This is a genomic window from Microbacterium halimionae (genome assembly GCF_011761265.1).
In the GTDB taxonomy this organism is placed as follows: Bacteria; Actinomycetota; Actinomycetes; order Actinomycetales; family Microbacteriaceae; genus Microbacterium; species Microbacterium halimionae.
The window spans coordinates 536,493-554,192 of sequence record NZ_JAAOZB010000002.1 but is presented as its reverse complement, the minus strand read 5'-3'; the positions used below and the strand labels follow the sequence as shown (position 1 = coordinate 554,192).

Here is a 17,700-nt window from a genome sequence, read left to right as displayed (position 1 = left end):
GCGTCACGCGAAGGCTTCGATTGGCGGGCAGGCGCATACCAGGTTGCGGTCGCCGTACGCGTTGTCGATGCGTCGCACCGGCGGCCAGTACTTGTTACGAACAAGCGAGCGCACCGGATACACAGCAGTCTCGCGCGAATACGGATGCTGCCATTCATCATCGATCACGGCTTCGACGGTGTGCGGCGCATTTACCAGCGGGTTATCTTCAGCTGGCCACTCCCCTGCGGCCACGGCGTCCGCTTCGGCTTTGATCGCGATCATCGCCGCGACGAACCTGTCGAGCTCCGCAAGGTCTTCGGACTCGGTGGGCTCGACCATCAGGGTGCCCGCCACCGGGAATGACATCGTCGGCGCGTGGAAGCCGTAGTCGATCAGGCGCTTGGCGACATCGTCAACCGTGATTCCGGTCGCTTCGCGAAGCGGCCGAAGGTCAAGAATGCATTCGTGGGCGACGAGGCCGTCCTCCCCCGTGTACAGCACCGGAAAGTGGTCACGTAGCTGCACCGCGATGTAGTTGGCAGCAAGGACGGCAGCAGCCGTGGCATCCTGCAGTCCTTCCGAGCCCATCATGCGCATGTAGGCCCATGAGATCGGCAAAATCGATGCCGATCCATAGGGAGCCGCTGACACCGGGCCGCCCTCGAAAACAAATCCTGAGGCATGGTCAGCGCGCTGAGCCAGCGGGTGCGATGGCAAGAACTGCGCGAGGTGAGCTTTTGCCGCAACCGGGCCAACGCCCGGGCCGCCGCCGCCGTGTGGGATCGCGAATGTTTTGTGAAGGTTGAGGTGAGAGACGTCGCCACCCAAATCGCCGAAGCGCGCGAAGCCCAGCAGCGCGTTGAGGTTTGCACCGTCGACGTAGACCTGACCGCCGGCGTCATGAACCGCCTGGGTGATGTCGAGAACGTCGTGCTCATACACGCCGTGGGTCGACGGGTACGTGATCATGAGAGCGGCCAGTGTCTCCGCGTGTGCTGCGATCTTTGCCCGCAGGTCGTCGAGGTCGACGTTTCCGGCCTCGTCACAGGCCACGACAACAACCTTCATGCCCGCAAGCACAGCGGATGCGGCATTCGTGCCGTGCGCCGATGAGGGGATCAGGCACACAGTGCGCTGAGTGTCGCCGTTGGCCGCGTGATAGCCGCGGATCGCGAGAAGACCTGCGAGCTCCCCCTGCGAACCGGCGTTCGGTTGCAACGAGACGGCGTCGTACCCGGTTGCTTCAGCGAGCCAGGTTTCGAGCTGCTCAACGAGAGCCAGGTATCCGCGCACGTCAGCTTCGGGCGCAAAGGGGTGCACGCGCGAGAATTCGGGCCACGACACAGCAGCCATCTCGGTGGCGGCGTTGAGTTTCATCGTGCAGGAGCCGAGTGGAATCATGCCCCGATCAAGGGCGTAGTCACGGTCTGCGAGGGTCTTCAGGTACCGCATCATCGCCGTTTCGGAGCGGTGCGCTGAAAACACGGGATGCTGCAGGTACGACTCCGTGCGGTGCAGGTGCTGCGGAACGCCAGCAAGCGCGGTGGCATCGGTCAGATCAACCGTGGGTTCGGCGTCGGACTCGTTCGGAAGCCCGAATGCCCACGCGACATCGGCGAGCTCGGCCGTCGTCGTGGTCTCATCGAGCGAGATACCGACGGTGGCGTCGTCGATGTCGGCGAGTTGGATACCGCGGCTACGAGCGCGTTCGATGACACGCGAGGAAGGTCCCGGGGTTGAGATCCTGATCGTGTCGAAGAACGAATCAGACGCGAGCGACAGTCCGTACGAGCGGAGCCGTTCCGCGAGAGCTTCGGTCTTCGTTGCGACGCCGAGAGCGATTTTCCGAAGGCCATCAGCGCCGTGGTAGACGGCATACATCGATGCCATGACAGCCAGCAACACCTGCGCTGTGCAGATGTTCGACGTCGCCTTTTCGCGGCGGATGTGCTGTTCGCGTGTTTGCAGCGACAGTCGATAGGCGAGGTGGCCGACGGCATCCTGTGACACGCCGACGAGGCGACCGGGGAGCTGACGCTCAAGTCCCGTGCGCACTGCCATGTAGCCGGCGTGGGGGCCGCCGAACCCCATCGGTACGCCGAAACGCTGGGTCGTGCCCACCGCGACATCGGCGCCGAGGGTGCCAGGCGATCGAATCAGCGTCAGCGCCAAGAGGTCGGCGGCAACAACCGCGAGGCCGCCAGCGAGGTGAGTGGCCTCGATCGCACCGGACGGATCCCACACTCGTCCTGATGCGCCTGGGTACTGCACGAACGAGCCGAAGACATCGCCGGAGAGAGTCTGGCCCGCGGCGAAATCTACTTCGACGATGTCAATTCCGACAGCGGCCGCGCGGTGCTGCAAGAGCGCACGAGTCTGCGGCAGCGCATCGGTGTCTACGGCGAATACCGGCGAAGCGCTCTTCGACGCGCGTCGTGCCAACAGCATCCCCTCGACGACAGCTGTCGACTCATCGAGCATCGACGCGTTCGCGGTCGTCAGCCCCGTGAGATCGGTGACCATCGTTTGAAAGTTGATGAGCGCTTCGAGTCGACCCTGCGAAATTTCTGGCTGGTAGGGCGTGTACGCCGTGTACCACGACGGGTTCTCAAACACATTTCTCGCGATGACGGTGGGAGTGAACGTGTCGTAGTACCCGAGCCCGATCATGCTGCGTGCGCTCTGATTCTGCGATGCGAGCGCCCGCAGCTCGGCAAGAGCTTCAGCCTCCGTTGCCGCCGGTGGCAGCTCTGTCGTCGAACGCGGAGTGACGTGAATGGATGCGGGAACTGCCGCTGCCATCATCGCGTCGACGCCGTCGTAGCCGATGGCCTTCAGCATTTGTGTCTGAGCTGACGCATCGATGCCGATGTGACGTGCTGCGAACTCCCCGCTCACGCGTCAGCGCCGGTGAGCTCGACGTACGCGTCACGATCGAGCAAATCGGGTGCCGGCTCCGAAATGCGCACGGTGATAAGCCACCCGGCTTCGAACGGCTCAGCATTCACGATAGAGGGGTCATCGACGACAGCGTCGTTGATCGAAACGACTTCTCCGGTGACAGGTGCGTAGAGTTCACCAACCGATTTCGTCGATTCGATTTCGCCGCATACTTCGCCTGCGACAACAGAGCTACCGACGGCCGGAAGGTCTACGAAGACAACGTCGCCGAGCTTGTCAGCGGCGAAGTCGGTGACACCGAATCGGGCCAGGTCGCCCTCGACGGAGATCCACTCGTGCTCGGGCGTGTACGAAAGTGCTGCGAGATCGGTCATTTCTTCCTCCGGTAAAAAGTTGGTGCGGTAACGGTGGCCGGTATGCGGGTTCCTCGCACGTCGAGAGCGAGTTCGGTTCCCGGCGCCGAGACCGCCGGTGCGACGTACGCCATGGCGATGGGGTATCCAAGCGTCGGACTGAGCGCACCGCTTGTGACTTCGCCGACGAAGTCATCACCCGAGAACACGGCGTAGCCGGCGCGGCCTGCACGTTTGCCAGCCGACACAAGGCCGACGAGCACACGGGCTTCAGCGGTCTGCGTGGTGGTGCGCGCAGCGGCGAGCGCATCACGTCCAACGAAATCAGCCTTATCGAAGACAACGACGCGCCCGAGACCAGCTTGTGCCGGTTGCACATCGCGCGAAAGCTCATGCCCGTAGAGCGGCATTCCCGCTTCGAGTCGAAGGGTGTCGCGAGCAGCCAGCCCGGCCGGGACGAGGCCATGGATTTCACCAGCACGCAGCAACGCGGCCCAAAGCGGTGCAGCGGATGCCGCCGGCACGTAGATTTCGAATCCATCTTCGCCGGTGTACCCGGTGCGGGCGATCTGCACGAGCACCGGAAGTCCACCGTCGGGCTGGAAATCGCCGTGGCCGAGTCGGTAGTACTTCAGCTGCTCAAGCTCGCCGCTCGTGACAGTGAGTTGGGCTGTCTCGGCGAGGATCGCTTCCGACGCCGGACCCTGCACTGCGATGAGTGCGATCTCGTCGGAGGCATCGATGATGCTGATGTCAAAGCCCGCAGCACGCTCGCGGAACGCCTCTGCAACAGCGTCGCGATTACCCGCGTTGGCGACAACCATAGTTTTCTCGGCGTTCAGCCGGTAGACGATGACGTCGTCGATGATCCCGCCGTTTTCATCGAGCACGAGGCTGTATTTGGCCTGGTCGTCAACGAGCGCTGAGATTTTTCCGGCCAGCGCGAAATCGAGGAAGCGTCCGGTATCGGATCCCTCGATGAAGAATTCACCCATGTGCGAGATGTCGAACATGCCTGCGGCAGTTCGAACTGCGTGATGTTCGGCGAGATCTGATGTGTAGCGCACCGGCATGAGCCAGCCACCGAAATCGGTGAATGACGCGCCAAGGGCTTCGTGCACCGCGTGAAGCGGGCTGCGACGCACCTCGGGAGAGGACGATTCGGCACGTACGGTACTCGTCATGAAGGAACTCCAGTTACGGCACCCGATGAGGGGATGTGATGGGTTCCTCCCGCTCTGTCATAAGCCTGAGAGTTTCCGCGCGACCGAAATCACGCTTGCCCCGTCGGCGGATGCGCGAAGCACCACTTTCCAGAGTGACCTGCCGCCACGGTACGTGAGCCTGAGAGATTCCGGGAGGAGTTGCTCCTACGGCAGCCGCAGTAAAGCGACGTTCTCCCGTGACGGGTGTGCGGTCATGTAGTTGTGCTGTCGAGTGTAGTGGAATTCGCGGCGCCGCCGTGGCATCCGCGCTAGCCGATGAATGCTTCATTTCCGACGCGCAGCGGTGGTGGCACGATACCGTCCGGAATCGGGCAGTCGTACGGAGTCCGTGCGACGACGGCGTCAAACTCGGCTGTAGCTGCAGCGAGTAACTGAGCATCGGTCGCAATATCAACAGTCGTGGCAGCCATCGCTTCGGCCGCATGCAGCATGCCTTTGTGCGCCGCCGGCAGGGTTCCTTGGGCGACCATCTGCCACGAGTGCGCTGGCGTGCCGACCGCATGGGTTCCCCCCGAAATCTGCACCGTGGGGGCGATCCAGCTCACGTCTCCGACGTCGGTCGAACCTGTCATTTGATAACGCGCATAGGGGCTACCCAGGGGTGCCACACCGCTGAAGAGCGGTTCGTCTCCCTCGACGCCCAGAAGCCGCCGGATGCCGACCACTTCGGCGGCCGGGTACGCATCGGTGTATGGCGCTGCTGTTTTCTGGTCGACATCATCGAACGGCACTCCCCCGATGTTCTCCACGTTGGCATGGAGCGCCTGCTCGAGCACATGATTTGGCAGAAGCTCGGCGCACGCCCCATCGAAATCGACCTCGAGTGTGGTTTCGGTCATGAGCGCGGCGCCCTGCGCGATCTTGACAACCCGGTCGTACAGGGTGCTCATCTGCGCCACGTCAACGGCACGAACGATGTAGTACACCGACGCGTTTGCTTGCACCACATTGGGAGAGGTTCCCCCGGCGTCGGTGATCGCATAGTGAACTCGGGCGCTATCGGGCATGTGTTCGCGCAAGAAGTTCGCCCCGACGTTCAAGAGCTCCACGGCGTCGAGCGCGCTCCGCCCAAGATGGGGCGCAGACCCCGCATGAGCGGCAACTCCTGTGAATCGAAAGTAGACCTGTGTATACGCGAGAGAGAGCACCTGTCGAGTGCTCATGACAGAGCCCGGATGCCACGACACCGCGGCGTCGATGCCGTCGAATGCCCCGCCCTTCACCATGAAGGTTTTTCCGGCCGCGGCCTCTTCGGCGGGGCACCCGTAGTACCGCACGCGCCCCGGTAGTCCGTTCAGCTCGAGATAGCGTGCGGCAGCGACCGCCGCGAGTAGCGAACCACTCCCGAGCAGGTTGTGACCGCATCCATGCCCGTTCGTGTTGGCAGTGTCGGGGTTCGGGGTCGCCTCGAGCGCTCCTGCCTGCTGGCTCATACCCGCGAGGGCATCGAACTCGCCGAGGACGGCAATCAGCGGGCCCGCTTCGCCCTTTTCTGCCCAAAACGCTGTCGGAATGCCCGCGACGTTCCGTTGCACCTGAAACCCGAATTCGGCGGCCACCTCGATCTGTTTTTCAACGGAGGCGTGCTCTTGCCACCTCAAGTGCGGGTCAGACCAAATCTCGTCGCTCAGTCGAGTGAAGCGCGCACCGATCTCGGCGACGATCTCGGCGATGGGGGTGGTGTCGTTCATCAGATCTCTTTTCTCCGCAGGCGGGTGATCACTCGAAAGCAGGATCCCGCTACGACACGTCTTCAATCGGTTCGGTGGCAGTTTTCTTCGAGCGTGTCAGCCAGGCAATCGTGGCGGTCAAAACCACGGCGAGCACTGTCGCCAACGCTGAAAGTGCTGGGACAAGCAGCGAGAGTCCGAAGAGCACGACGCTCACGAGCGCGGCGACGATGAGGACACGAGGCTGCGAGCGGTTGGTCATGATGATCTGCACGACGAAGCCACCCAGGACCGCCGGAAAAATGTAGGTGCTCACCGCTGCAAGAAAGGCTTCGGGGAGCACCTGGAGCAGCACGGTTCCGAGGAGTCCGACAAAAACCACGAGTGAAACGACGTGGACAAGAGCGGCACCACAGATTGCCAGAATGGCGGCAAGGTCGGCGCGCTTGGTGCCGGTTTTCGCCCCGATACTTGCCTGCCCGGCAACTGCTGAGGGCAAGAGTTTGTTGGAGATGTTGCCGATCATGAAGGCCTGGTACATCGCGGCCGGTCCGAGGATCGGAAAGTAGGCAAATGGTTCGAGCACCCAGATCACGCCGACGACGGCGGCGATCGCGAGAAACGCCACCCATACTTTTCCAGCATCGACCTGGAGCCCAGAGAAGTACACAAGCCAGACGGGGCCAGCAAGCGAAAACAGCAGACCCACAAGCATCGTGATGCGACCCCACCGGGCTGTGGTCTTGTCGAAAGCAGCCCATTCCGGGGTGTCGCGTGCTTCGGATGCGGCGGCAAGAGGCGAATTCGTCATATCAATAGTCCTTGTCTCGTCGTCGATCAGGCTGTAGCGCTGCTGAGGGCGTAGGCAACGAGCACGCTGCCGATGATTCCGAAACCCAGCGCCCATTCCTGCAGCCAACCGGCGCGCAGTCGCTTAGCCAAAAAAACAGCGAGTGCCACGATGCCTGCCGAAACGATGACCACGACGGCGTTGATCCACCCTTTAGCGCCCTCGATGAGCACATTGGTGAAGAAGGCACCGGCGAGCGCCGCGGCGGGGATGATCGTCATTACGAGTGGATTCGCCTTAGAGAGCTTTACCGAACCACGGGAGAGAAACGGGGTAGCGATCAACGTGACGATCATCCACATCGAGCCGGCGATCGCCATCGCGAGGAGAGCTACCGCGAAGACGCCCTGTGTGTATCCCTCTCCGCCGAGTGTTGCCCCCTGCACGTTCGTGGCGATGCTGGCTGAGAGCGTCTCGTACGGTGCCGATCCGATGAGTCCAATGCGGACGAGAGTTGCTGGCGTGCCAAACAGCGATATCAGCGCGATCGCGATCATCGCCACTGCGAGAGATGGACCGATGGCAGCGAACGCTCCGGTACGCATGGCTTTTGCACTGTCGGACGGTGTCAACCCCGCGTCGGGCGAGACCCGCCGAACTGCAAGAAAGTAAATGACCGACTGAATCACGATGACTGCAAGAACTGAGAGAGCGCAGATCCAGAGAACAGGCGAATTCGCGATCGCGAGAATGTCTGTCGAATCAGCATCGACAGATTGGTGCAGCAGGTTCATTTTGGGTCTCCAGGCAGGCGAAACGAGACGGGCCGTCGCACGGATTTTTGGCATACGCCGCCATCGCGCTGCGGCCTACGTCCCGACACCGCAGTCAACTAGCGATATGTTTCCCGACAGTAACGACGGGACGCCCGCCGCGTAAAGCACCCTCACTGGCAGTGCCGTAAATGAGCCTCAGCTCACGCAAGCCCCGGTGTCGACAGGTTCAGTGTCGGCGACAGATTCTGCAACGACGGGCAGAAACTCGCTCGGAGTCATCGCGTAGCCGATGCTTTCACCGCTATCGGCGCGGGCGAAGATCACGCCCACCACCTCTCCGTCAACAGACAACAGCGGACCTCCCGAGTTGCCTGGAAAGACATCCGCCGTCAGTGCGTATATCTCGCGCGGCGAGCTCGACGTGCCGTACACGTCCGGCACTGAGGCCGAACCCGTTGAGATCACTCGCGCCCCGACCATGCTGAACGGACCACCGTATGGATATCCCTGCATGACGGCTTCCGCCCCGGCTTCGAGCGTTGGTGCAACCGACAACGGGGCGACCCCAAGATCATCGACGGCGATGACGGCAAGATCGTCAACAGGGTCGAAGTACACGACGCGACCCTCTCTCACGCTTTCGCCCGGGAACTCCACCATCGGCGTATCAACGCCAGCGACGACGTGCGCGTTGGTCAGCACGCGATCAGAGGAGATCACAAAGCCCGTGCCGCTCGATGTGGTGCCACACAGGTATGCCGCTCCCGACACGCGCGCTACCGACTGCGCAGCGTCGTTGAGCGCGGGATCGTCGAGTGAGATTTCGGGCGCGGGTTGCGAGTTTCCGAGCGCGAGACCTATATCGAGCACATCACTGAGCTGCGGCAAAGCTTCGTCTCGCAAGAGGGCCTGCACCCGCGCAAGCCCGGTGTCTACCGGCTCCGGAGTGAGCGAATCGATAACGCCAAGAACTCGCGATGATGACACCGCAGCGGAAACCACCGGTACTCCCGCGAGTGCCACGGATTGGCCGACAAGCGACAGCGTGAGAGCTGCAACCACGACGCCGAGCGCACCCCCGAGCAGCCTCTCGATGCCGCGCAATGGCGTGCGGTCAACGCCGCGCCGGAGAAATCCGCCGATCGCTGACCCGATGCTCGCGCACACAACGATGATCAAGATGGGCAAAGCGACGGATGCCGCGGCACGCCATCCAGCGTCGGGAACGAGTTCTGGGAGGTACGGAGTAAGAAGCGGCACGACCCAGAAGACGGCTATGCAGCCGAACACGAGCCCGCCGAGCACTCCGAGCGATGACAAGAGTCCCCGCCGGAAGCCGATGAGGAGCGCGAGCACGAGCATCACTATCGCGATGACGTCAACAACCAGCACTGAACCACTCCCTCACGTTTGCGACGCTAAGCGTAGGTGTCGAAGCTGTGCCGATCATGAAATTGACCTTCTAGTCAAAGAGACATTAAGATCGTGCTGAGGTTAAGGTCACCATGACACGAACAGCATCCGTTGCTTCTGCCGCTGTCGGCACCGACGTCACCCGCGTCGCGGTATCGACAGTGATCTTCAGCCTGCGCCGCGAACCGGGCGAAGTGCGGCCAACGCTTGTGCTTCCGCTGGTGAAGCGCACCCGTGACCCGCACGAAAGCGCATGGGCACTCCCCGGCGGCTGGCTGGATATCGCCGAGAACCTCGAGAGTGCGGCGTCTCGGACGCTCGCTGAGACAACCGGACTCTCGCCGAGCTATCTTGAGCAGCTCTACGCTTTCGGGGCCGTTGACCGTTCACCGACTCGTGTCGTGTCGATCGTCTACTGGGCACTCGTGCGAGAAGACATCTCGCGCACCGAGTCGTTTGAGAACGTGGCGTGGTTCGATGCGGCTTCGCTTCCGCCGTTGGCTTTCGATCACAACCAGATTGTGGGTTACGCCCTTTGGCGCTTGCGTAACAAGGTTGGCTACAGCCAGATCGCCCACGGACTTCTCGCAGATGAATTCACTCTTGCCGAACTTCGCGAGGTGTATGAGGCAATTCTTGGCAGACGCCTGGACCCGGCGAATTTTCGCCGGCAGGTAGAGAGCGCAGACACGCTTTTGCCCACCGAATCTTTCCGCACCGGTAGCCACCGACCGGCCCGCCTTTATCGCTATAACCAGGATGTCGAGCTCGCCGATCGCGGCCCGCTCGCCCACTGAAGGACATCGCTATGACCGCCACTCCCCTGACACTGCAAGACCGCCCCGGCACACCGATTGACCCCAGCGTCGATCACGAGATTCAGGCCATCGTCTCGGGTGAAACCAACACCGAAACGTGTAACACAGACCTTGCCGCTGGTCCCTGGAACTTCGACACTCGCCCCGGCTACGGCCCGGGTGCGTCGATGGGCGACGTGATACCCGCCGGGTCACCCCGACAGGGAGAACTGCCGCTCGAGTACCGCGAGGCATCCGATGCCGATCTGCACGCACGAATTTTGGCAGCAAAGCAGACTCTTGGTGATCGCGTGATGGTGCTCGGGCACTTTTATCAGCGTGAAGAGGTGATCGAGCACGCGGACTACGTGGGTGATTCGTTCCAGCTTGCGGGGGCCGCGAAAGAGCATCCCGAGGCCGAAGCGATCGTGTTCTGCGGCGTGCACTTCATGGCAGAAACCGCCGACCTTCTCTCAACCCCCAAGCAGGCCGTCATCTTGCCGAACCTTGCCGCCGGCTGCTCGATGGCCGATATGGCCAATATCGACCAGGTCGAAGAGTGCTGGGAAGACCTCGAAGAGGTCTACGGCCCGATGGATCAGCAGGATGCCGATGGTCTTGTTCCGGTCGTTCCCGTGACCTACATGAACTCTTCCGCAGCCATCAAGGGCTTCGTCGGACGCCACGGCGGCATCGTCTGCACCTCGTCGAACGCGCGCACGGTGCTCGAGTGGGCCTTTGCACGCGGCCGTCGCGTGCTCTTCTTTCCCGATCAGCACCTTGGTCGCAACACCGCGAAAGCGATGGGCGTACCGCTTGAGCAGATGCCGATGTGGAACCCCAATCGCGCGCTCGGTGGCAACGATGAGTCAACACTCGAAGATGCTCGCGTCATCCTGTGGCACGGTTTTTGCTCAGTGCATCGCCGATTCACCGTGGCGCAGATCGACAAGGCACGCTCGGATTTTCCGGGCGTACGAGTGATCGTGCACCCCGAGTGCCCGATGGACGTTGTCGACGCCGCAGATGAGGCCGGTTCGACTGACTACATCCGGAAGGCAATCGCCGCCGCGACCGAGCCGACAGTCTTTGCCGTCGGCACCGAAATCAACCTCGTGCAGCGGCTCGCGGCGGAGTACCCGCAGCACACGATCTTCTGCCTTGACCCGGTGGTGTGCCCCTGCTCGACGATGTACCGAATTCACCCGGGCTACCTGGCGTGGGTGCTCGAGGGCCTGGTCTCCGGAAACGTCATCAACCAGATCACAGTGCCCGCTGACGTCGCTGACCCGGCACGCGTTGCTCTTGAGCGGATGCTGGCGGCAAAGCCGATCGCGGATGGTCGGAATAAGTCATGACCTCCGTGATCGTTGTGGGCAGCGGCATCGCGGGGCTCGTGACGGCGCTGCATGCCGCTGAGCGCGGGCTCGAGGTTACTGTCGTCACGAAAGACGAGCTCTCTCAAGCCAACACGCGCTACGCACAGGGCGGCATCGCCGCTGTGAGTTTTGCCGACGACAGCACCGAGTCGCATATCGCCGACACGGTGACTGCGGGCGCGGGTATTGCGGACCCGGAGGCGGTGCGGGTCCTCGTTTCGGAGGGGCCCGAACGCATCCGGGAGCTCGTGCAGTGGGGCGTCGCATTTGACCGCGATGCTTCCGGCGAGTTCGTCAAGGGGCTCGAGGCCGCCCATTCGTATCCGCGCGTTCTCCACGCCGGTGGCGATGCGACGGGCACCGCAATCGAGCAGGCGCTTGTCGCTCGGGTTGCCGCTCGTGGAGTGCGGGTCATCGAACACGCTTTCCTCGAAGACCTCATGCTTGAACACGGCGCCGTCGTTGGAGTGACGCTCATTACCGACGACGCAACGCTGTCGCTCAGAGCGGATGCCGTTGTCCTCGCCACCGGCGGGGCCGGGCGTCTTTACGCGCACACCACTAACCCGTCCGTCGCTACCGGTGACGGCATCGCGGCGGCTCTTCGCGCCGGTGCTGCCGTGACAGACATGGAGTTCGTGCAGTTCCACCCCACCGTCCTCGCTGCCGGCGAGGCATTCCTCGTGTCAGAGGCTGTGCGAGGCGAAGGTGCAACTCTCATCGATGACAACGGCTACCGCTTCTGCTTCGATTCACACCCCGACGGCGAGCTTGCTCCGCGCGACGTTGTTGCCCGCGCAATCGCGCGAAAGATGGCGGAGCAAGATGGCCGCCCGGTGCGCCTCGATGCCACAGCTCTCGGCGGCAATTTTCTCGCTACCCGATTTCCTACAATCGATGCAGCGGTGCATGACCGTGGGCTCGACTGGGGCAACAATCCCATTCCGGTGACGCCTGCGGCACACTATTTGATGGGTGGAATTTCTACCGATCTCGATGGCCGCACAAGCCTTGCCGGTCTCTTCGCCGTGGGCGAAGCAGCTCGCACCGGCGTACACGGCGCCAATCGCCTCGCATCCAACTCGCTACTCGAGGGTGCCGTCTTTGCGGCGCGCACGGCCGCCGCTCTCCCGCCTTCGGTTATGCCCACTTCGGGTCAGCTTCCTCACGCTCCGCGAACAGCAAATGCCACGCCGTCGGCAGACGTTGCTGCGTCATTTCCAACCTTCAGCCGTGCCGCACTGCAGGACCTCATGTGGAATGACGCCGGATTGGTGCGCTCTGCCGCAGGACTCGAGCACGCGGCATCCGTGTTGGCGTGGTGGAGTTCGCTCGATCGCACACCCACATCCGTCGCAGCGCACGAGGACGAGAACCTGCTCCTCGTCGCACGTGCAGTTGTTGATGCCGCCCGCCGACGCCCGATCTCGGTCGGCGCGCATTTTCGAGTCGACTCTGCAGCACCAGAGACAACAGCGCCAGAGACAGCAGCGCTCGCGCGAGAGGCAGTCACATGCTGACGCACGCCCAGATTCAGACCACAGTTGCCGCGGCTCTCGCCGAGGACGCTCCGTGGGGAGACATCACAAGCGAGTCGCTTATCCCATCGTCGGCTAACGCTCGAGCCGACCTCGTCGCGCGCGAACCTGGTGTCTTTTCGGGTGGCGAAGTCTTTGCCGCGGCTTTCACGAAGACCGATCCGCGCATCGAGGTTGAGCTTCTCGTCGCCGACGGCGATAGTTTCGCGCCGGGCGACATCCTCGCTCGAGTGAGTGGACCCGCTCAGGGCGTGCTCACCGGGGAGCGCATCGGGTTGAATTTTGCGCAGCGCATGTCGGGCATCGCGACTTTGACAGCGACGTATGTCACCAAGGTCGCTGGCACGAAAGCGCGCATCGTCGATACCCGCAAGACCACACCAGGACTCCGGGCTTTCGAGCGTCATGCCGTTCGCTCGGGCGGCGGATACAACCACCGTTTCTCGCTCTCTGACGCGGTGATGGCCAAAGACAATCACCTTGCGGTCCTCACCGCCGGCGGCCTCGACGTGACGACAGCGTTGCAGCAGGCGATTGCAAAGCTCCCCCACACCACGCACGTCGAAGTGGAGGTTGACCGGCTAGAGCAGATTGAAGCTGTGCTCGCGGCCGGTATTGGCACGATCATGCTCGACAATTTCTCACTCGATGACCTCCGAACCGGTGTCGCTCAGGTCGCCGGGCGCGCCACCATCGAGGCATCCGGTGGGGTCTCACTCGAAACCGTTGGCGACATCGCCGCAACGGGTGTCGACGTCATCTCGGTCGGCGCGCTTACCCACTCGGCGCGGGCGCTCGATCTCGGGCTCGACATCTCGATCAGCACCGCCCTGAACGCGTAGCCATGCTCTACCTCGACAATGCGGCGACAACACCCGTGCGCCCAGAGGTGAGAGACGCTATCTGGCCGTACCTCGCGGAGTGGTTCGGTAACCCTTCGAGCCATCACACGGTCGGTGAGGCTGCGGCTTCCGCTCTCGCCGACGCTCGCGCACGGGTCGCCAGGGTCGTCGGTATGCGAACGGGCGACATCGTGTTCACCTCCGGCGGCACCGAGGCGAACAACCTCGCGATCAAGGGAATCGCTGTGGCCGCGGCATCCGCGCGAGGCGCGTCGCATGTGATCACGACGGCCATTGAGCACGAGTCGATTTTGCAGTCGGTCGACTATCTGCAACGCATTCATGGATTCACCGCCACGCTGCTTGAGGTCGACAGCGCAGGTCGACTCGATGCGGCGGCACTCGACGAAGCCCTCAGCGACCGCACCGCGCTTGCCGCCATCGGCTACGCCAACAACGAAGTCGGCACCGTGCAGGATGCCGCGTCCCTCAGCACCGTGGCCAAGGCACACCGGGTTCCCCTCCATGTCGATGCCGTGCAAGCCGCAGGTTGGCTGCCGTTGGCCGGGCTCGGCGCGGATTCGATGGCCATTGCAGGTCATAAAATTGGGGCTCCTCCCGGCACCGGCGTGCTGGCCATCCGCGGAAGAATCCCGCTCGAGCCGCTCCTCCACGGCGGCGGGCAAGAGCGTGATCGCCGCAGCGGCACCGAAAACGTTGCCGGAGCCGTTGGCTTTGCGCTCGCCCTAGAACTCGCGGAAGCCGAACGAATCGAGTCGGTTCATCGCGTGGGGCACCTCCGCGATGAATTCGTGACACGGGTCCTGCAGCGTGTACCGAGCGCCCGACTGACAGGCTCGGTCGCGCATCGCCTCGCCAACAGTGCGAGCTTTACGTTCGAAGGTACGAGCGGCGAGGCAGTTCTCCTCGAACTCGAGCGTCGCGGCGTCGTGTCATCGAGCGGCTCGGCATGCGCTGCCGGAAGTGATGAGCCATCACACGTTTTGACAGCTCTGGGCGTTGCCCCCGATACGGCACAGACCGCTGTGCGCTTCACCTTCGCTCACACTCAGCACGACCCGCTCGCTCCCGTCGCCGACGCGGTCGCCGCCGCTGTTGCGCAGCTCACAGCATGAGTCCCGCGCTCGTCACGGTAATCGTTCCCGGCTTCAACGTCGCGCGCTACGTTGCCGAAGCGATCGATTCTCTCCGCGCCCAAACGATGACGGCGTGGCAGGCGATTCTCGTCGATGACGGGTCAACGGATGCCACTGGCACCCGGTTCGACGAGGCGACGACGACCGATCCCCGGTTCCGCGTCGTGCACCACCCATTCCGCCGCGGACTCGGCGCCGCACGCAATACCGGTCTCGATCTGGTCGACACCGAGTTCGTCGCGTTCCTCGACGCCGATGACGTACTCACCGAGACCGCCCTGGAACGAATGGTTGCCACCGTCCAGCGCACGGGCAGTGATCTTGTCACCGGAGCGTATGTGCGGTTGCGGCCACAGCCCGACGGAACCTACCTCCGCGGCGACGTGCAGCCGTGGGTATCAGCTTCGACATCGCCCGCTCGCGACGCGGCCACACTCGTCACCCATCCCGAGGTGACTGCGAACGTCGTGGCGTGGTCGAAAGTCACTCGTTCGTCGTTGTGGGAGCGACTTTCGTTGCGATTTCCCAATGATCAGCTCTATGAAGACCAGGCAATCGCCCAGCACCTCTACGTGGGCGCCCGAGCGTTTGATGTCATTCCCGATGTTGTGGCGCTCTGGCGAGTCCGCGCTGATGGGTCTTCGATCACGCAGGCAGAAGCGAACCTGACAGTACTCACGGCCTGCATCACAGCAATGCGTGATGGCATCGATGTACTCGATGCCACCGGAAGTACCGCTGCGGCATCCGCTCGGATCGGTCAGATCCTGCGCATGGACGTGCCCCGGCTTGTGGAGATCGCCGGCTCTCACCCCGACCCGGTTTATCGGGCGACTCTCGGCGCATTTACTCGAGAGCTGATCGCACGCGTACCCGCTGGGGAGGCCTTGAAGAAATCGATCATCGCGGCGAGCGCCTGGTAGCGGCCTACCGTTCTTGCTCGGCGAGGGTCTCTTCATCGGCAAGTACGCGTGATGAGGCGAGCTGCTCCGCCACGAGGTCAGCGTACAAACCACCCTCCGCAAGAAGAGTTGCATGGCTTCCGCTCTCGACGATGTGGCCGTGATCGACGACATGGATGACGTCGGCACCAATGACCGTCGAGAGCCGATGGGCGATCGTAATTGTCGTGCGGCCGTTGGCTGCGGCATCCAATGCCTCTTGCACGATGCGCTCCGACACGGTGTCGAGAGCCGAGGTCGCTTCATCGAGCAGGAGGACGGGTGGATCTTTCAGCAGCACCCGTGCGATCGCGATGCGCTGCTTTTCTCCGCCGGAGAGGCGGTATCCGCGTTCTCCGACGATCGTGTCGTAGCCCTGCTCGAAGGTTTCAATAACGTGATGGATGCTGGCGGCTCGGCACGCTTCGATGAGCTCTTCATCAGTCGCGTCCGGCTTCGCATAGCGCAGGTTGTCAGCGATGCTCGCGTGAAAAAGATACGTCTCTTGAGAGACGATGCCGACGTGGTCGATGATCGAGTGCTGTTTCACCTGACGCACGTCGCTGCCAGCAAACAGCACCGCGCCACCCGTGGCCTCATAAAGCCGCGACGCCAGCGATAACACTGTTGACTTTCCCGCCCCTGAGGGCCCGACAAGCGCGACGTGAGCTCCCGGTTCGGCGACGAACGACACCCCGTCGAGCGTCGCTGTCGAGTCATCCGACGCATCGCTGTAGCGAAACTCGACGTCGCGAAATTCCACTCGACCCATGGGACCCGGCCCGTCAGCGACGTCCGTTGCATCCGGCGCATCGACAATCGACGGCTTCAGGTCGAGATACTCAAAAATGCGCGCGAAGAGCGCTGTCGAAGTCTGCACGTCAAGACTCACTCGCATGAGGCCCATCAGCGGCTGCAGCAAACGCGCTTGTACCGTGGTGAATGCGACGATGGTGCCTGCGGTGAGCCCGCTCGATCCGCCGTCGAGGAGCAACCCGGCTACCAGATAGATGACAGCAGGAACGCTCGACATGACCACCATGACAATGGCGAAGAATCCTTGGCCGCTCATTGCTCGCCGCACCTGTAGGTGAATCTGGTTCGAATTCTCTGAGGAGTACCGGGTCGACTCCGCCTGCTGACGGTTGAAAGACTTCGAAAGAAGGATGCCGGAGACGCTCAGCGTCTCTTGAGTGATCGCCGTGAGTTCAGACAGAGACTCTTGAGTCTTGGTCGCAATCCGCGCGCGCACCTGGCCGACGCGACGCTGGATGACAGCGAGTATCGGCATGAGCACCACAGCGACGATCGTCAATCGCCAGTCGATCAAAATCATCGCGACGAGCGAAGCGATGACAGTCACGGTGTTGCCGAGGATGCTCGTCACGGCGTTCGTCAGCACATCAGAAACACCACCCACGTCATTCTGCAGACGTGACTGGATCACACCGGTCTTGGTGCGAGTGAAAAAGCTCAATTCCATCTCTTGGAGGCGGTCAAAGAGCCGCTGGCGCAGGTCACCCGTGACCTGATTGCCGACGGTGGAGGTCAACCACGTCTGGCCGACGCCCAGCACGGCTGACAAAAAGAAGAGTCCCACCATAATGCTTACTAACCGCACGAGCAGTGGCACATCGGGCCCGCCAGTGGTGGGGAAAAGCGCGTCATCGAACACACGCTCCACCAGCAGCGGCGGGATGACGGCGACACCCGCGCCAACCAACACAAGAAAGACGGTGAACGAGAGCTTTAGGCGATATGCGCTGAAGAGAGCGACGACGCGACGACCGAGATTGGGGATACGGGGCGCCGAGGCGTTGAGTTCCTTTTGCGCAGAAACATAGACGCCTCTGAATCCTCCGCCGTGACCGCCTGGTCCACTCATAAAATCTCCTCGCGCGCCGACATCTACGCTTTACATGTCACACTACATGC

14 protein-coding genes and 2 riboswitches are annotated in these 17,700 nt (G+C 62.6%); of the genes, 6 read left to right on the top strand and 8 right to left on the bottom strand.

From position 1 onward, the window contains the following. Window positions 1-3: 3 nt before the first annotated feature. From gcvP to FHS06_RS10285, 7 genes are all read right to left on the bottom strand, one after another. Window positions 4-2,823 (bottom strand): aminomethyl-transferring glycine dehydrogenase, encoded by a 2,820-nt coding sequence (gene gcvP, locus FHS06_RS10315; RefSeq protein WP_220476524.1) that lies wholly within the window; start codon window positions 2,821-2,823, stop codon window positions 4-6. A gap of 53 nt (window positions 2,824-2,876) precedes the next feature. After that, window positions 2,877-3,257, bottom strand: a complete 381-nt coding sequence (gcvH, locus tag FHS06_RS10310; RefSeq protein ID WP_167049009.1) for a glycine cleavage system protein GcvH — start codon at window positions 3,255-3,257, stop codon at window positions 2,877-2,879. Then, on the bottom strand, window positions 3,254-4,420 hold the full coding sequence (gene gcvT, locus FHS06_RS10305; protein WP_167049007.1) for a glycine cleavage system aminomethyltransferase GcvT: 1,167 nt from the start codon (window positions 4,418-4,420) through the stop codon (window positions 3,254-3,256). Before gcvT ends, gcvH begins: the two co-directional genes overlap by 4 nt. Before the next feature lie 44 nt (window positions 4,421-4,464). After that, window positions 4,465-4,558: riboswitch (glycine riboswitch) on the bottom strand. Continuing rightward, a riboswitch (glycine riboswitch) is annotated at window positions 4,559-4,649 on the bottom strand. It lies immediately after the preceding riboswitch. 61 nt (window positions 4,650-4,710) lie between these two features. Continuing rightward, complete coding sequence (locus FHS06_RS10300; RefSeq protein WP_167049005.1) at window positions 4,711-6,153, bottom strand: amidohydrolase; 1,443 nt, start codon at window positions 6,151-6,153, stop codon at window positions 4,711-4,713. A gap of 49 nt (window positions 6,154-6,202) precedes the next feature. Next, window positions 6,203-6,943: a hypothetical protein gene (locus tag FHS06_RS10295; RefSeq protein WP_167049003.1), complete on the bottom strand. Its 741-nt coding sequence runs from the start codon at window positions 6,941-6,943 to the stop codon at window positions 6,203-6,205. Between the two features lie 26 nt (window positions 6,944-6,969). Further along, the gene (locus FHS06_RS10290; RefSeq protein ID WP_167049001.1) at window positions 6,970-7,716 is read right to left on the bottom strand and encodes a DUF5058 family protein; all 747 of its coding nucleotides are present in this window, start codon (window positions 7,714-7,716) and stop codon (window positions 6,970-6,972) included. Between the two features lie 177 nt (window positions 7,717-7,893). Next, window positions 7,894-9,090 carry a MarP family serine protease gene (locus FHS06_RS10285; protein WP_167048999.1) on the bottom strand — a complete coding sequence of 399 codons (1,197 nt, stop codon included), beginning with the start codon at window positions 9,088-9,090 and terminating at the stop codon, window positions 7,894-7,896. Window positions 9,091-9,203: 113 nt separating this feature from the next. On the opposite strand from FHS06_RS10285, the gene FHS06_RS10280 reads away from it, so the two are divergent. The 6 genes from FHS06_RS10280 to FHS06_RS10255 are packed head-to-tail and all read left to right on the top strand — an operon-like array spanning window position 9,204 to window position 15,747. Then, window positions 9,204-9,908 carry an NUDIX hydrolase gene (locus FHS06_RS10280; RefSeq protein WP_167048997.1) on the top strand — a complete coding sequence of 235 codons (705 nt, stop codon included), beginning with the start codon at window positions 9,204-9,206 and terminating at the stop codon, window positions 9,906-9,908. A gap of 11 nt (window positions 9,909-9,919) precedes the next feature. Next, window positions 9,920-11,266, top strand: a complete 1,347-nt coding sequence (nadA, locus tag FHS06_RS10275; RefSeq protein WP_167048995.1) for a quinolinate synthase NadA — start codon at window positions 9,920-9,922, stop codon at window positions 11,264-11,266. Then, window positions 11,263-12,807, top strand: a complete 1,545-nt coding sequence (gene nadB / locus FHS06_RS10270; protein ID WP_167048993.1) for an L-aspartate oxidase — start codon at window positions 11,263-11,265, stop codon at window positions 12,805-12,807. The genes nadA and nadB overlap by 4 nt, the downstream gene beginning before the upstream one ends. Beyond that, window positions 12,801-13,667, top strand: a complete 867-nt coding sequence (nadC, locus tag FHS06_RS10265; protein ID WP_167048991.1) for a carboxylating nicotinate-nucleotide diphosphorylase — start codon at window positions 12,801-12,803, stop codon at window positions 13,665-13,667. Before nadB ends, nadC begins: the two co-directional genes overlap by 7 nt. 2 nt (window positions 13,668-13,669) lie before the next feature. Next, window positions 13,670-14,803 carry a cysteine desulfurase family protein gene (locus FHS06_RS10260; protein ID WP_167048989.1) on the top strand — a complete coding sequence of 378 codons (1,134 nt, stop codon included), beginning with the start codon at window positions 13,670-13,672 and terminating at the stop codon, window positions 14,801-14,803. Beyond that, the gene (locus FHS06_RS10255; RefSeq protein WP_167048987.1) at window positions 14,800-15,747 is read left to right on the top strand and encodes a glycosyltransferase family 2 protein; all 948 of its coding nucleotides are present in this window, start codon (window positions 14,800-14,802) and stop codon (window positions 15,745-15,747) included. The genes FHS06_RS10260 and FHS06_RS10255 overlap by 4 nt, the downstream gene beginning before the upstream one ends. 4 nt (window positions 15,748-15,751) lie before the next feature. On the opposite strand, the gene FHS06_RS10250 is transcribed toward FHS06_RS10255, so the two are convergent. After that, a complete protein-coding gene (locus FHS06_RS10250) occupies window positions 15,752-17,650 on the bottom strand; it encodes an ABC transporter ATP-binding protein (protein ID WP_167048985.1) in 1,899 nt (632 codons plus the stop codon). Window positions 17,651-17,700 lie beyond the last annotated feature (50 nt).

Coding starts and splice junctions, on each gene's coding strand:
- gcvP (WP_220476524.1), bottom strand. CDS start 2,823: ATGCTGAAGGCCATCGGCTACGACGGCGTCGACGCGATGATGGCAGCG.
- gcvH (WP_167049009.1), bottom strand. CDS start 3,257: ATGACCGATCTCGCAGCACTTTCGTACACGCCCGAGCACGAGTGGATC.
- gcvT (WP_167049007.1), bottom strand. CDS start 4,420: ATGACGAGTACCGTACGTGCCGAATCGTCCTCTCCCGAGGTGCGTCGC.
- FHS06_RS10300 (WP_167049005.1), bottom strand. CDS start 6,153: ATGAACGACACCACCCCCATCGCCGAGATCGTCGCCGAGATCGGTGCG.
- FHS06_RS10295 (WP_167049003.1), bottom strand. CDS start 6,943: ATGACGAATTCGCCTCTTGCCGCCGCATCCGAAGCACGCGACACCCCG.
- FHS06_RS10290 (WP_167049001.1), bottom strand. CDS start 7,716: ATGAACCTGCTGCACCAATCTGTCGATGCTGATTCGACAGACATTCTC.
- FHS06_RS10280 (WP_167048997.1), top strand. CDS start 9,204: ATGACACGAACAGCATCCGTTGCTTCTGCCGCTGTCGGCACCGACGTC.
- nadA (WP_167048995.1), top strand. CDS start 9,920: ATGACCGCCACTCCCCTGACACTGCAAGACCGCCCCGGCACACCGATT.
- nadB (WP_167048993.1), top strand. CDS start 11,263: ATGACCTCCGTGATCGTTGTGGGCAGCGGCATCGCGGGGCTCGTGACG.
- nadC (WP_167048991.1), top strand. CDS start 12,801: ATGCTGACGCACGCCCAGATTCAGACCACAGTTGCCGCGGCTCTCGCC.
- FHS06_RS10260 (WP_167048989.1), top strand. CDS start 13,670: ATGCTCTACCTCGACAATGCGGCGACAACACCCGTGCGCCCAGAGGTG.
- FHS06_RS10255 (WP_167048987.1), top strand. CDS start 14,800: ATGAGTCCCGCGCTCGTCACGGTAATCGTTCCCGGCTTCAACGTCGCG.
- FHS06_RS10250 (WP_167048985.1), bottom strand. CDS start 17,650: ATGAGTGGACCAGGCGGTCACGGCGGAGGATTCAGAGGCGTCTATGTT.